The organism is Bacteroides eggerthii (assembly GCF_025146565.1).
Taxonomy (GTDB): domain Bacteria; phylum Bacteroidota; class Bacteroidia; order Bacteroidales; family Bacteroidaceae; genus Bacteroides; species Bacteroides eggerthii.
In genome coordinates this window covers 3481688-3495938 of record NZ_CP102258.1, presented here as the reverse complement: position 1 = coordinate 3495938, position 14251 = coordinate 3481688, and the positions used below count along the sequence as shown (strand labels likewise).

Here is a 14251-nt window from a genome sequence, read left to right as displayed (position 1 = left end):
CTGTTGAAGAAATACCTTTTAATTTGTGGCTGTAATGCAAAAAACTCTGTGAGACTCTGTGTCCTCTGTGGTGAATTTGTTATTTTTGCAAACAATAAACTACCAATTCCTATGATACTGATAGTCGATGATGATAGCGCCGTACGTTCTTCGCTTAGCTTTATGCTGAAGCGTGCCGGTTATGAAGTAAAAACAGCTTCGGGACCTCGTGAAGCAATGGACGTAGTTCGTGCAGAATCTCCCGCACTGATATTAATGGACATGAACTTTACGCTCTCCACCACCGGAGAGGAGGGGCTCACTTTGTTGAAGCAGGTAAAAGTGTTCCGTCCCGATGTTCCCGTCATATTGATGACAGCATGGGGAAGTATCCAACTGGCTGTACAGGGTATGCAGGCAGGTGCTTTCGATTTCATCACCAAGCCTTGGAATAATGCGGCTCTTTTGCGGCGCATCGAAACTGCTTTGGAGTTGAGTGCTGCCCCGAAAGAAACGTCTCAGGAGCAGGCGGAAGGCTTGAACCGTAGCCATATCATAGGAAAATCGCAGGGATTGTTGGAAGTGTTGAATACTGTAGCGCGCATTGCACGTACCAATGCTTCCGTACTGATCACCGGTGAGAGCGGGACGGGCAAGGAGCTGATTGCTGAAGCTGTTCACATCAACAGTCAGCGCATCAATCAGCCTTTTGTGAAAGTCAATCTCGGTGGTATTTCACAGAGTTTGTTCGAAAGTGAGATGTTCGGTCATAAAAAAGGTGCTTTTACCGATGCGAGTGCCGACCGTATAGGTCGTTTTGAGCTGGCCAATAAAGGCACTATCTTCTTGGACGAAATAGGCGATTTGGATTTATCCTGCCAGGTGAAACTGTTGCGTGTGCTTCAAGACCAGACTTTTGAAGTATTGGGCGACAGCCGTCCGCGCAAGGTGGATGTGCGTGTTGTCTCTGCTACCAATGCCGACCTACGCAAGATGGTTTCCGAGCATACATTTCGTGAAGATCTTTTTTATCGTATCAATCTGATAACCGTAAAGTTGCCCGCCTTGCGTGAGCGTCGTGAGGATATACCTTTGTTGGCACGTCATTTTGCTGATCGTCAGGCTTCCGCAAACGGTTTGCCCCGTACGGAGTTTTCGGCGGATGCACTGAATTTCCTTTCTCGTTTGCCTTATTCGGGTAATATTCGCGAACTGAAGAATCTGGTGGAACGTACCATACTCGTCAGTGGAAAACAAACATTGGACGCTGCTGACTTTGAATCGCAATATCAGCGTCATGATGAACCGGCCAAAGCAGCCGAAGGCACCTCCTTTGCCGGCATGACGCTTGATGAGATAGAACGGCAGACAATTCTGCAAACATTGGAGCAGCATAAAGGTAACCTTAGTCAGGTTGCGCTGGCGCTGGGCATCAGCAGGGCGGCTCTGTACAGACGGTTGGAAAAATATAAAATAGGGATTAGCGATTAGTATTTATCCGTTTAAATCCTAACAGTTAATCGTTGACTGCTAACCCCTAATCCCTAATTGCTAATCCCTAATCACTAACTTACGTGCGTATTAAGTTTTACTTTTTTATCCTTGTATTGTTTTTGTTCGGACTGGGTATAGCATTGGTATATCTGGTTGGCAAAATGCAAGCTATGCATTTATATATTGCAGAAGCTATTATTGCATTTATACTAATTTACCTGGGGGTATTCTATCGCAAGATTGTCAAGCCGATGAGTACGATTGGAAGCGGTATGGAGTTATTGCGCGAGCAGGATTTCAGCAGTAGGCTCAGTAGGGTAGGACAGTACGAAGCAGACCGCATTGTGAACATCTTTAATCGTATGATGGAGCAGCTCAAGAACGAGCGTCTGCACATGCGTGAGCAAAACCATTTTCTTGATTTGTTGATTCAGGCATCGCCTATGGGAGTTGTTATTATGACATTGGACGGCGAGGTGTCACAACTAAATCCTATGGCTGTGAAGATGCTGGGAGTCCGTAGGGAAGAAGCCCTGAATAAGAAACTTGCGGATATTGACTCTCTTTTGGCGGAAGAACTGGCATCCATTCCGAAAGACGTAACTTCGGTGGTGCGGCTGAATGATGCGAATATTTATAAGTGTACCCATTCTTCGTTTGTAGACAGAGGGTTCAAACATCCTTTCTTTCTGATAGAGCGTATGACGGACGAGGTGATGAAAGCTGAAAAGCGTGCTTATGAAAAGGTAATCCGCATGATAGCCCACGAAGTGAACAATACCACTGCCGGAATTACGTCTACATTGGATACGGTGGAACAGGCTCTTTCCACCGAAGAGGGCATGGAAGATATTTGCGATGTGATGCGTGTCTGTATGGAACGTTGTTTCTCCATGAGCCGTTTCATTACCCGTTTTGCGGATGTGGTGAAGATTCCTGAGCCTACGGTGGCTGCTGTCCGGTTGAATGAACTGGTGTGCATGTGCAAACGGTTCATGGAGGGTATGTGCAATGACCGTAACATCATTCTCCGTTTGGAGTGTGATCCGGAAGTGGGACAGGTTAGGCTGGATGCTTCATTATTCGAACAAGTTCTGGTGAATATCATAAAGAATGCTGCCGAGAGCATAGAGGAATCCGGTGAAGCGGCAGATAGACAAGGCGAAATAACGGTGAGGACCATTGCCCCCGCTTCCATAGAAATCGTTGACAATGGTCCCGGAATCAGCAAAGAGACTGAAGCTAAACTCTTCAGTCCCTTCTTCTCCACCAAGCCGAACGGGCAGGGAATCGGTTTGGTATTTATCAGGGAAGTGCTAAGCCGTCATGGTTGTACCTTTTCTCTGCGTACATACAATGATGGACTGACCCGCTTCCGGATCTTGTTTAATTCTTGATTTTTTTCCATTCTTCTGCATACTCATCCAATATCCGTTTGAGCCCCTGACCGATTGTAGCATAATCATTTTCATTCAGGTTGGCAAGAGAAGCACGTACGCTCCATTCCGGTCCGTCAAAGCCGCCGCCGTTCAGAAGCACTAAGGAGGTTTCTTTGGCAAGGCGGAACACTACATCCAGCGGACTGTACGTCTTTTTGAGGTATTCCACAAACTTGTCTCCATAGAACTTTTCAGCCCAGACCAGCATATCAATTTCCGTATAATATCCTACCCTTAAAGGGTCTTCCACTAATGTAAATCCGGTATTATCCCAAAGAGTTTTCAGGCGGCGTCGGATGATTTCCTGCATTTTCTGTTTGTAGCTGTTTTCCTTGTCCAACAGGGAAAAAGCGGCGAATAGGCTCATTTGCATCTGTTGAGGTAATGATAGTCCGGCGGTGTGGTTCAATGCTACTTGGCGACTGTCCGCTACCATTCGGTCTATGAACTTCAATTTCTCAGGATGCAGGGTCAACGTAGCATAGCGACGGTTGAGGATTTCGCGTTTCTCTTTTGGCAAGCGGGATATTTGCCTGTCGAATACGTTGTATTCATGCAAGGCAATGACGGCGTTGCGCCAGCCGGTAGCTCCGAAATATTTGGAGAAAGAATATACGCATAGCGTGTTATATGGAATTTCTGCCATGAACGAACGGAAGTGCGGGCTGAAAGTGCCGTACACATCATCTGTGATGATCATCAGATTGGGGTTATCTTCCTTGACGATAGTTACGATGCGCTCCATCGTTTCAGGACTTAGCGTATAACTGGGAGGATTGCTGGGATTGGTGACGAATAGAGCCTTTATCGCCGGGTTTTTCAATCTGTTGATATCTTCGTCACTGTATTGCCAAAGATGCAGACCGTCTTTACTCATGCGGTTGGCATGCAGTTCGGTGACCTTGAACCGGTAACGGTTTAGCCGGGGTATCTCTATGTAGGGAGTGAAAGCAGGAACCATGAGGACTATGCTGTCACCTTTGTTCAGTAGGAAATTTTCCTGCAAAGAGTCGAAGATGTAGCACATAGCTGCTGTCCCACCCTCGGTGGCAAACAAATCGAAAGCTCCGCGAGGCGGACGATTGTCGCACATTTCCTGATGGAGATAGTCGCGTACCAGCATTTCTGTGAATTGTAGAATACGGTCGGGCACAGGATATTGGTCTCCGATGACGCTTTCTACCCATTCGTGCACAAGGCTGTCGGGATCGACGGCATGCTGCATCAACATATAGTTATAGGTTTGTTCCAGTAATTTGGCTCCGGGCTGGTAGGTGTTGCTCTTGAGAAATTGTTCAAAGCGGGAGGCAATGCCTTGCTTTTCGGGTATTCCGGCAATTCCTTCGGGAAGGAACATGACGTGACGACATTCTTCCAGTCCGAATTTTCCCAAAAGGAAGAATGCTTCGCGTGGGGTGGTTGCAATCCAGTTGGGATTACCGCGCCCGGCGTTCAACATGGTACGGGCTGTTTTTTTCAGACTTTCGTCTGCCATATCAATGAGACGGTTTTTCAGCTCGAAAGGGCTGATGTTCTCCATTTTCTTTTCTAAAAGTTTTGTATCCATATAATCTGATGTTTAGTTTTTTAATAAGCGTTATGATTTTGGCGGATGCTTCGGCATATTTTGAATGGCAGACTGTATAAACCGATTTCGTACATACTGAAATAGTTTGTTACTTATCGGTTGTTTTTTCAGAGCCTTTAGGCTGTTAAATCAGCAGAACAATCACCACTCCCCATATAATCAGCAGGGTATTGCCTATGGCATACGTCACTGTATAGCCCAGTGCGGGTGTTTCACTCTCTACGGCATCTTGTATGGCTCCGAGGGCTGCTGTTGTTGTTCTTGCACCCGCACAGCATCCCAGCGCAATGGCAGGATGAAACTTGAACAGATATCTTGCTAGCAGCAGTCCGATAATTAACGGGAGGGTGGTGGCAATCGCACCTATCAGAAATAGGCTGACACCGACATCATGGAAGCCTTGTACGAAACTGGGGCCCGCCGAGATACCTACTACGGCAATAAACATATTCAGTCCGACATTATTCAGTACCCATTGTGATGGTTCGGGAATACGACCGAATGTGGGATGCTTGCTGCGCAACCAGCCGAATACCAATCCTGCTATCAATGCACCGCCACTGGTACTCAAGCTGATTGGTACGCCGCCGATGTGGACGGACAATGCTCCGAACAGCCCGCCTGCAAGTATGCCGAGTCCTACGAAGATCATATCTGTCTGGTTGGTGGGACGGTCTATGTAACCCAGGCGTCGGGCGGCTGCCTCCACTTCCTGTTTGGTTCCTACTATTTCCACTACATCACCGGCATCTACTATGGTTTGCGCCATGACCGGAATGTCAATTCCTGCACGTTTGATGTTGCGGATGCTGACACCATGCATGAATTTTTCGTTGCGGATTGCAGATACTGTCTTTCCTGCAAAAGTCTTTTTGGTTATCATAACCGGAAGTTTCTCTGCCGGAAAGTCGAGTAATTGCTGGTCCAGAATCTCAGGCCCTATCCAGTCTTCTTCACCGATGACGTATTCCCGGCGTCCGCTTAGTACGACTTCGTCTCCGATTTCCAGTTGGACATTCGGGCTGACTTCCCGGATTGTCCCTGCCTTGCGTATCCGTTCTACGAATAGGCGTTTGTCCTGTTGCTGGAAATATACTTCAAGGTCTATTACTCTTTTCCCATTCTTGAACCATTCGTTTTCAATGCGGTAAGCGCGGAATGTGACGGGGCGTGCGGCATGTATGAAGCCCGGTTCATCTGCCTGCGAATTGCCCATCCGGGCTTCCATGTCTTTGCATGCGGCTTTTACCTTATCCAGTCCGCCCAGCATTTTCGGACCTATGGACGACAATACCCACGCGGATCCGGCTGTTCCGAAGATGTAGGTTACGGCATAAGACACCGGGATGATATTGGTGTAGCTTTGCCGCTGCGCTTCGTCCAGACCCATATTTGCCATTGTATCTTCTGCCACTCCGATGACGGCGGATATGGTCTGCGAGCCGGCAAGCAGCCCTGCCGCTTCTCCCATATTGTATCCCATGAGCAAGGCAAGTAACCAGGTCACTCCCAAGACAGATATGCACATCAGCACAGCGAAGGCTACTTGTGGTAATCCGTCTTTTTTCAGTCCGCGGAAAAATTGCGGACCCACTTTATAGCCTACGGCAAATAGGAACAGTAGGAAAAATACTGACTTGATAGGACCGGGTACGGCAATATTCAGTTGTCCTACCATTACGCCCACCAATAGTACGCTGGTAACTGTTCCTAAAGAAAACTTGCCGATGCGCAGCTTACCCAGCCAGAACCCCAGGAAAATAGTGAGGAAAATGGCTAATTCGGGACGTTCCCTGAGTTGATTGAAAATCCATTCCATAATTAAGTTTTTAGGTCGGTTTGTACGTCTTTTGTAAGTCGTTCTCGCTATACAACGGGTTTTAACGGGAAGTGTTTGGAATAAAAGTGGTTTTTTAGAACATTTATTCCGCGAAACCGAACTTTTAGGGAAAGTTTTCTTCCGTACCTTTGCGCACTGAATGATAGATAGGTTAGGTATGAGGTTGTTTATAAGGCTGTTTCTGCTGATGCAGATAATTGTTGCTCCTTTGAAAGCGCAATACATAGTGCAAGGTGTTGTCACTGATTCGTTGACAAGGGAACCATTGCCATATACCTCGGTCTATCTAAAGGGAACCACAGAGGGAGGAATGACCGATGACAAGGGTGTTTTTTTGTTTAAAACCTATCGTCCTGAGGCCCGGCTGGTGATTTCGGCTGTGGGCTATCAAGAATACACCCGGTTGATTCACCCGGCACGCGGAGGACGTATAATGGTTACGCTTGCTCCTACTACTTATGCGTTGGACGAGGTGGTGGTTAAGCCCAAGCGCGAGCGTTACAGGAAGAAGGATAATCCGGCAGTGGAGTTCGTGCGGAAAATGATAGAACATCGGGATGATTATTCGCCGGATGAACGTGATTTTTGGCAACGGGAACGTTATGAGAAAATGACGTTTGCCATTAATAATTTCGATAGCCTGAAGCAGCAGAAATGGCTGTATCGCAAGTTCAAGTTCTTGACCGACTACGTGGACACTTCCGCTGTTACGGGTAAACCGGTATTGGCTGTGTCCAACCGCGAGTTGCTGGCTACGGATTATTACCGTAAATCGCCCCATAGCGAAAAGCAACGGGTGAAGGCGCGTCGCCAGGCAGGTGTAGACGAGATGTTGTCCCAACAGGGCATGGAGCAGGCTATTAGTGTCACTATGACGGACGTGGATATTTACCAAAATAACATAACGTTATTCACCAATAAGTTTGTCAGTCCGCTTTCTTCCTTGGGACCTTCATTCTATAAGTATTATCTTATGGACACTCTGACTGTTGCCGGGAAGTCTTGTGTGGACTTGACTTTCGTGCCTTTCAATTCCGAATCGTTTGGTTTTACAGGACATCTGTACGTCATGTTGGACAGCACATATTTCGTGCGCCGCGTGGTGATGAATTTTCCTCAGAAAATCAATCTGAACTTTGTGGACTACATGAAGATTGAACAGAATTTCGATCGTGCGGAAGACGGCACAAGGCAGCTCATAAATGAGAGTATCACTACGGAATTTAAACTGGTGGATAACAGCGATGGCATTTATGCGAAGCGTGATGTCTATTACCGGAATTATATTTACGAACCTGATGATGATGCTTTGCAGGCGTTTCGTAGGCCGGAGAAAGTAATTGAGGGTATGGATTCTTCCACCCATTCCGATGCTTATTGGGATGCCAATCGGCTTGCAGAGGTGAGCAAAAAGGAGACATCCGTAGATAAGATGATGGCGCAGCTGCGCAGTTACCCGGTATACTATTGGACAGAGAAGGTGCTGAAAGTGTTGTTTACAGGGTATATTCCCGCTCCCAAAGAGAAAGCGCCTTTATTCTATATAGGTATGATGAACACCACGATTAGCGGTAATGCGCTGGAAGGTGTGCGTGTGCGTGCTGGGGGTATGACAACGGCTTGGCTTAATCCCCATCTGTTTGGAAGGGGGTATGTGGCATACGGCTTTCGTGATGAACGTGTGAAAGGGCTGGCGGAACTGGAATACTCTTTCCACCGGAAAAAGGAGTATGCCAACGAGTTCCCGATTCATTCTTTGAAACTGCGTTACCTGTCCGACGTTAATCAGTACGGACAACATTATCTTTATACCAGTCAGGATAATGTTTTCCTTGCTTTGAAGCGTCAAAAAGACGACCGTATAGGCTATCAGCGTAAAGCTGAATTGACGTATACGAATGAGTTTCATTCGGGTTTCTCCTTTCAGCTGACCACACGTTTGCGAAAAGATGAATCTTCACATCTCATTCCTTTCGTCAAGCAAGATGATGACAAGTCGTTTGTCAAAAGTATTTCTACCAGCGAGCTGGAGCTGAAACTGCGTTATGCCCCGAATGAAAAGTTTTTTCAGACTCAATGGAACCGTTTTCCGGTGTCTTTGGACGCTCCGGTTTTTACATTGACACATACAATGGCGGCCAAAGGAGTTCTAGGAGGAGATTATACCTATCATTATACGGAAGCCGGTTTTCAGAAGCGCTTTTGGTTCTCGGCCTTTGGCTATACGGATGTGATACTGAAGGCCGGTAAAGTGTGGAACAAAGTTCCTTTTCCTCTGCTTATCATTCCCAACGCCAACTTGTCTTACACAATCCAGCCGGAGTCTTATTCGCTGATGAATGCGATGGAATTTATGAATGATGAATATGCTTCGTGGGACGTGACTTATTTTTTGAATGGCTTTCTCTTTAACCGTATTCCGTTGTTGAAAAAACTGAAGTGGCGTGAGGTCTTGTCCTGTCGGGGAATCTATGGAAGTTTGAATGACAAAAATAATCCGGAATTCAGCGAAGGATTATTCGCTTTTCCAGCAGGAAGCACCACTATGGAGCGTACTCCGTATGTGGAAGCCGGGGTGGGAATTGAGAATATATTGAAAGTGCTTCGGGTGGATTATGTGTGGCGTTTAACGTACCGGAATTTACCGAATATTGATAAATCCGGTCTTAGAATCAGCTTGCACATGACATTTTAACTTAAATCTTACTAATAGAGTATTAAATCGGACAAAAAGACTAATCCCAATTGGGTAAAATACCCTAAATTTGAGCAATTTTTTAAACTATAAAATAATTCAATGGCAATGAAAGAAAACATTAAGCCGGCAACCGGTCGTTTAGGCGTGTTGGTAGTCGGAGTAGGTGGTGCGGTTGCAACCACTATGATTACAGGTACATTGGCTGCCCGTAAGGGTTTAGCAAAAGCTATAGGTTCAATCGCACAAATGGCTACTATGCGCATGCAGGATGGCAAAGAACATCTTATTAAAGACGTAGTGCCTTTGGTTGACTTGAACGATATCGTTTTTGGCGGTTGGGACATTTTCGCTGATGATGCGTATGAAGCTGCAATGTATGCGGAAGTTCTGAAAGAAAAAGACTTGAACCTCGTGAAAGATGAGTTAAAAGCCATCAAGCCTATGCCTGCCGCTTTTGACCATAATTTTGCAAAACGTCTGAATGGTACGCACATCAAAAATGCCGCTACACGCTGGGACATGGTAGAACAATTGCGTGAGGATATCCGTAATTTCAAGGCTGCCAATAATTGCGACCGTATCGCTGTATTGTGGGCTGCAAGTACCGAAATTTATGTTCCTCTGTCTGAAGAGCACAAGTCGCTTGCCGCTTTGGAAAAGGCTATGAAGGAAAACAATACAGAAGTTGTTTCTCCGAGTATGTGCTACGCTTATGCCGCAATAGCAGAAGGTGCTCCGTTCATTATGGGTGCTCCTAACCTGTGTGTGGATACTCCGGCTATGTGGGAATTCTCTAAGAAGATGAATGTGCCCATTGCAGGTAAGGACTTCAAGAGTGGACAGACTTTGATGAAGACTGTACTTGCTCCGATGTTCAAGACTCGTATGCTGGGTGTAAGCGGTTGGTTCTCTACCAATATCTTGGGTAACCGCGACGGTGAAGTTCTTGACCAACCGGAAAACTTCAAGACAAAAGAAGTCAGCAAATTGTCTGTTATTGACAATATCTTTGAACCTGAAAAATTCCCTGATCTGTACGGTGATGTATATCACAAAGTACGTATCAACTATTATCCGCCTCGTAAGGACAATAAGGAAGCATGGGATAATATCGATATCTTCGGCTGGATGGGTTATCCGATGGAAATCAAGGTTAACTTCCTCTGTCGCGACTCTATCTTGGCTGCTCCTATTGCACTCGACCTGGTTATTTTCAGTGATCTTGCTTTGCGTGCGGGTATGTGCGGTATTCAGACTTGGTTGTCATTCTTCTGCAAGAGCCCGATGCATGACTTTGAACATGAACCGGTACACGACTTGTTCCAACAGTGGAGAATGGTGAAAGAAACTCTCCGTAATATGGTAGGTGAAACTGCACCGAGCTATTTGGACTAAAATAAGATACTGATAAAGTTGTAAAAGTGATAAGGTGATAGAGTGATAAGCAAGTTTCGTTTTGAGATTTCGTCACTCTACTACCTTACCACTTTTATAACTTTATCACCTTTTCATTTTTATCACCCTATCACTTCTTTTAATTCATGAAGAAACCCTCCTTTTTTCCAGTCCTTGTCGGTACAGGTTTCGGTTCGGGCTTTTCTCCTTTTGCTCCGGGTACGGCAGGTGCTTTACTGGCTACACTTATCTGGCTTGGATTATCTTTTATTGTTTCGGAAGCATGTCTGATATGGCTGACGGTGGCTTTTATCCTTTTTTTTACGATACTGGGAATATGGGCTGTCAATCGTCTTGAACCTTATTGGGGAGAAGACCCTTCGCGTGTAGTGGTGGACGAAATGGTAGGAGTGTGGATTGCTCTGCTGGCTGCACCTTCGGGCAGTGTTTGGTATGGATTGGGGGCTTTTTCTCTTTTTCGCCTGTTTGACATTTTTAAACCGTTGGGAATTCGCCGTATGGAAAGTTTTCCGGGTGGATTTGGGGTGATGATGGATGATATCTTGGCAGGAATTTATAGCTTTGTAGTCTTAATAGGAGTAAGATGGCTGATAGGCTGAAAGAAACATCGAGATTTGCAGGCTGGCGTTATGCGGTTTGGGTCTTCATCAAGGCTCAGCTTTCGTCGTATGTGGCAAGTCTTGTGGATTTTCTTGTAACTATTCTGCTGGTTAAACTATCCGGACTTTTTTATCTGTATGCTACTTTCTTGGGTTCTGTGGTTGGCGGTATGGTGAACTGTGCCATTAACTACGGTTGGGTATTTCATGCGGACGATTGCAAAAAGACGCATGTGGCGCTGAAATATCTTTTTGTTTGGGGAGGTAGTATTCTATTGAACACATGGGGTACGTTTGCTCTGACTGAGTGGTTGACTGGTATGCGCTGGGTGGACGGCTTGTTGGGGCATTATATAAACGATGTGTTTATACTGTCCAAGATCATTGTAGCTGTTTTGGTTGCATTCTTCTGGAATTATCATCTGCAACGGATATTCGTATACCGTAATCATAATTTCAGGAAATTTATACGACAATATTTTAGAGACTAAATAGAACTGATATGAATTATAGAGATTGGTTGCAACAGTTGATTTATAAGATCATAAATCCGGTTGTACATGGCATGATTAAGGTGGGCATTACGCCCAATTTTATTACTACCACCGGACTGGTGATGAATATCGTGGCTGCGTGCGTATTTGTGTATGCGGGCATGTATAAGCCGGGTGAACTGGTCTATGTGGGTTGGGGAGGAGGAATTGTTCTCTTTGCCGGTTTGTTCGACATGATGGACGGACGTGTGGCACGCGTCGGCAATATGTCTTCTACTTTTGGAGCATTGTATGATTCGGTGCTCGACCGTTACAGTGAAATGGTAACGTTATTTGGTATTTTTTATTATCTGATTCTGCAGGGTTATTTGTGGGGGTCGATGATAACTTTTGTTGCGCTGGTCGGTTCGCTTATGGTGAGTTACGTGCGTGCACGTGCCGAAGGGCTGGGACTGGAATGCAAAGTAGGCTTTATGCAGCGTCCGGAACGTGTGGTACTGACTAGCCTCGGGGCTTTGTTTTGTGGCATTTTTAGTGATTGCGAAGCATTCGACCCTATGTTGATATTGATTGTCCCCATGGTTGTGATAGCAGTTCTTGCCAATTTGACGGCATTTGCGCGTATTGCGCATTGCTATAAACTATTAAAGAAGCAATAATGAGAAAATCTATTTTTCCTTCCGCCAAAGAGGCGTTGCCTGTCATTGTCATTACGGTGCTGTTCTTGTTGCTGACGGCAGCTTGCATAGGTTTGCGGGCAGAACATTTCCTGATGACGGGCTTGTTTGTCGTGCTGTTTTTTGCAGGAAAAACGACTCGTAAACTGGCGGTAGCGTTGCTTCCTTTTATCATTTTCGGCATTTCTTACGACTGGATGCGGGTATATCCGAATTATCAGGTGAATCCTATTGATGTGCAGGGGTTGTATGAGGCGGAGAAGTCATTGTTCGGGATCTCGCTTGGCGGAACAACGCTGATTCCTTGTGAATATTTTGCACAGAATCACTGTTCGATAGCCGATTTCTTTGCGGGCATATTCTATCTTTGCTGGGTGCCTGTTCCTATCGTATTCGGTTTGTGGCTTTATTTGAAAGGAGAACGTACAGTGTATCTCCGTTTCTCCATGGTTTTTCTGTTGGTAAATCTTATCGGGTTTGCCGGATATTATATTTATCCGGCAGCTCCGCCTTGGTACGCCATGAACTATGGCTTCGAGCCTATTCTTGATACTCCGGGCAATGTGGCGGGATTGGGGCGTTTTGACGAATTGTTGGGATGTTCCGTTTTCCATTCTATCTATGGACGGAATGCCAATGTCTTTGCGGCTGTTCCTTCGTTACATGCGGCGTATATGGTTGTCGCATTGGCGTATGCCGTTATGGGACATTGCAAGAAGTGGCTGATAGCTTTGTTCTCCGTAATTATGGTGGGTATCTGGTGGACAGCTGTCTACTCCGGCCATCATTATCTGATTGATGTCATGCTGGGCGTCGCTTGTGCCTTGTCCGGAGTGCTGATATTTGAGAAAGGACTGATGAAGTGGGGGGCATTTAAGCGTTTCTTTGAGAGATACAACTGCTATATAAAATAAGGAGGTAATTGATGAAATCGACTTTGACGAATGGCGTCGGATGTGAGGGCTGGATGTCTGAGCTGCCGGATGACGTACTGTTATCAAAACTTTCTATTCCGGGTACGCATAACTCTATGAGTTATACATGCTATGAAGCAAATATTATATTGAAGATTATTTCCGGCCTTTCTAAACTGGGAAAAGACCGACTCGCAGAATTGGTTAGTCAAATCGTAGAACTCAAGAAGAACTCCGAATTGTCCAAGTTGGGAGACGTACTTCCAGAGGAACTACATCCTATATTGAACTGTACAGCTGCCTGTCAGTCTAAGACCTTGACGGAGCAGTTACAGTTGGGCGCCCGTTTCTTCGATCTCCGGTTAAATCATGAATTGAAGTTCTATCATGGCATTACTCCTTTGGGATTGGATGTGCAGACAGATGCCATGCCTGTACTCGATAAATTCTTGGAAGAACATCCGGGTGAAACGATATTACTGCGTGTCAAATCGGAGAATACTATCGAGGAAACAGTATACCGGGAGAGGCTTGAGGAAGAGGTTGTCAATAAGTATAGTTCGCGATTCTGGACTTGGAATTCGGGCTATACAGGTCCCGGTGTGAAGGATGAGCATGGTACGGTTATCCCGACTTTGGGCGAAACGAGGGGGAAGATTGTCTTGTTCAATTCATATCAGCTTTCTAAAGCGGAAAGCTATATTGGCTACCGGCTTTGCTTCTATGAACCGAAAAGTGATACTGAGGTGTTTCCGTTTACCTGCCAGCATTTGCAGGATGTGTTTCAGCCGGGTTCACAGGAAGAAAAGATTGCTTATGTCAAGGAAAACGCTTTGGCTGCCGATAAGGCTACTGATCCTATTTACTTTATCAATTTTGTCAGTAGTATTGACAGTTTTAAGCTGGGTAAAATAACGATACCTATCCCGCTTCCTCAGGCATGTGCCCAGTTGAATAATCCTGAAGTGAGGAAAATGCTTGAGGAAAACATAAAGCGGACGGCAGGTATTATGGTGTTCGACTTTCTGGGATTTAATGAAAAAGCTTCTTCCTATGTCCTAGAACTTAATTTCCGGTGATTTTTCAGCGAAACCAATAAAAAAAGACGGCGAA

The 14251-nt window shown here is 45.7% G+C and carries 11 protein-coding genes; 9 read left to right on the top strand and 2 right to left on the bottom strand.

Annotated elements, in window-relative coordinates; translation table 11 throughout:
• The first annotated feature begins 111 nt into the window (after positions 1-111).
• Both NQ546_RS14415 and NQ546_RS14410 read left to right on the top strand, forming a co-directional pair.
• Positions 112-1470, top strand: a complete 1359-nt coding sequence (locus NQ546_RS14415) for a sigma-54-dependent transcriptional regulator (RefSeq protein WP_004290348.1) — start codon at positions 112-114, stop codon at positions 1468-1470.
• 83 nt (positions 1471-1553) lie between these two features.
• A complete protein-coding gene (locus tag NQ546_RS14410) occupies positions 1554-2870 on the top strand; it encodes a sensor histidine kinase (protein ID WP_004290349.1) in 1317 nt (438 codons plus the stop codon).
• Here the strand turns inward: NQ546_RS14410 and aspD are convergent.
• Both aspD and aspT read right to left on the bottom strand, forming a co-directional pair.
• Positions 2860-4479 carry an aspartate 4-decarboxylase gene (aspD, locus tag NQ546_RS14405; protein ID WP_004290350.1) on the bottom strand — a complete coding sequence of 540 codons (1620 nt, stop codon included), beginning with the start codon at positions 4477-4479 and terminating at the stop codon, positions 2860-2862. The genes NQ546_RS14410 and aspD overlap by 11 nt on opposite strands.
• A gap of 145 nt (positions 4480-4624) precedes the next feature.
• A complete protein-coding gene (gene aspT, locus NQ546_RS14400) occupies positions 4625-6319 on the bottom strand; it encodes an aspartate-alanine antiporter (RefSeq protein WP_004290351.1) in 1695 nt (564 codons plus the stop codon).
• Positions 6320-6497: 178 nt separating this feature from the next.
• Between aspT and NQ546_RS14395 the strand changes: the two genes are divergently transcribed.
• The 7 genes from NQ546_RS14395 (at position 6498) to NQ546_RS14365 (ending at position 14217) form a co-directional block, all read left to right on the top strand.
• Positions 6498-9035, top strand: coding sequence for a DUF5686 and carboxypeptidase-like regulatory domain-containing protein (locus tag NQ546_RS14395; protein WP_039953243.1), 2538 nt, complete (start codon positions 6498-6500; stop codon positions 9033-9035).
• Positions 9036-9143: 108 nt separating this feature from the next.
• Positions 9144-10433 carry an inositol-3-phosphate synthase gene (locus tag NQ546_RS14390; RefSeq protein WP_029429287.1) on the top strand — a complete coding sequence of 430 codons (1290 nt, stop codon included), beginning with the start codon at positions 9144-9146 and terminating at the stop codon, positions 10431-10433.
• A gap of 146 nt (positions 10434-10579) precedes the next feature.
• Positions 10580-11053 carry a phosphatidylglycerophosphatase A family protein gene (locus NQ546_RS14385; RefSeq protein WP_004290354.1) on the top strand — a complete coding sequence of 158 codons (474 nt, stop codon included), beginning with the start codon at positions 10580-10582 and terminating at the stop codon, positions 11051-11053.
• Positions 11038-11544, top strand: a complete 507-nt coding sequence (locus NQ546_RS14380) for a GtrA family protein (protein WP_004290355.1) — start codon at positions 11038-11040, stop codon at positions 11542-11544. Before NQ546_RS14385 ends, NQ546_RS14380 begins: the two co-directional genes overlap by 16 nt.
• An 11-nt stretch (positions 11545-11555) precedes the next feature.
• A complete protein-coding gene (locus NQ546_RS14375) occupies positions 11556-12206 on the top strand; it encodes a CDP-alcohol phosphatidyltransferase family protein (protein ID WP_004290356.1) in 651 nt (216 codons plus the stop codon).
• Positions 12206-13138, top strand: coding sequence for a phosphoinositol dihydroceramide synthase (locus tag NQ546_RS14370; protein WP_004290357.1), 933 nt, complete (start codon positions 12206-12208; stop codon positions 13136-13138). Before NQ546_RS14375 ends, NQ546_RS14370 begins: the two co-directional genes overlap by 1 nt.
• Before the next feature lie 11 nt (positions 13139-13149).
• A complete protein-coding gene (locus tag NQ546_RS14365) occupies positions 13150-14217 on the top strand; it encodes a PI-PLC domain-containing protein (protein WP_004290358.1) in 1068 nt (355 codons plus the stop codon).
• The last annotated feature ends 34 nt before the right edge of the window (positions 14218-14251 follow it).

Bases quoted from the DNA above. Each gene is read 5' to 3' on its own strand.
- NQ546_RS14395 (WP_039953243.1), top strand. From the start codon at position 6,498: ATGAGGTTGTTTATAAGGCTGTTTCTGCTGATGCAGATAATTGTTGCT.
- NQ546_RS14385 (WP_004290354.1), top strand. From the start codon at position 10,580: ATGAAGAAACCCTCCTTTTTTCCAGTCCTTGTCGGTACAGGTTTCGGT.
- NQ546_RS14380 (WP_004290355.1), top strand. From the start codon at position 11,038: ATGGCTGATAGGCTGAAAGAAACATCGAGATTTGCAGGCTGGCGTTAT.
- NQ546_RS14415 (WP_004290348.1), top strand. From the start codon at position 112: ATGATACTGATAGTCGATGATGATAGCGCCGTACGTTCTTCGCTTAGC.
- NQ546_RS14370 (WP_004290357.1), top strand. From the start codon at position 12,206: ATGAGAAAATCTATTTTTCCTTCCGCCAAAGAGGCGTTGCCTGTCATT.
- NQ546_RS14365 (WP_004290358.1), top strand. From the start codon at position 13,150: ATGAAATCGACTTTGACGAATGGCGTCGGATGTGAGGGCTGGATGTCT.
- aspD (WP_004290350.1), bottom strand. From the start codon at position 4,479: ATGGATACAAAACTTTTAGAAAAGAAAATGGAGAACATCAGCCCTTTC.
- NQ546_RS14390 (WP_029429287.1), top strand. From the start codon at position 9,144: ATGAAAGAAAACATTAAGCCGGCAACCGGTCGTTTAGGCGTGTTGGTA.
- NQ546_RS14375 (WP_004290356.1), top strand. From the start codon at position 11,556: ATGAATTATAGAGATTGGTTGCAACAGTTGATTTATAAGATCATAAAT.
- aspT (WP_004290351.1), bottom strand. From the start codon at position 6,319: ATGGAATGGATTTTCAATCAACTCAGGGAACGTCCCGAATTAGCCATT.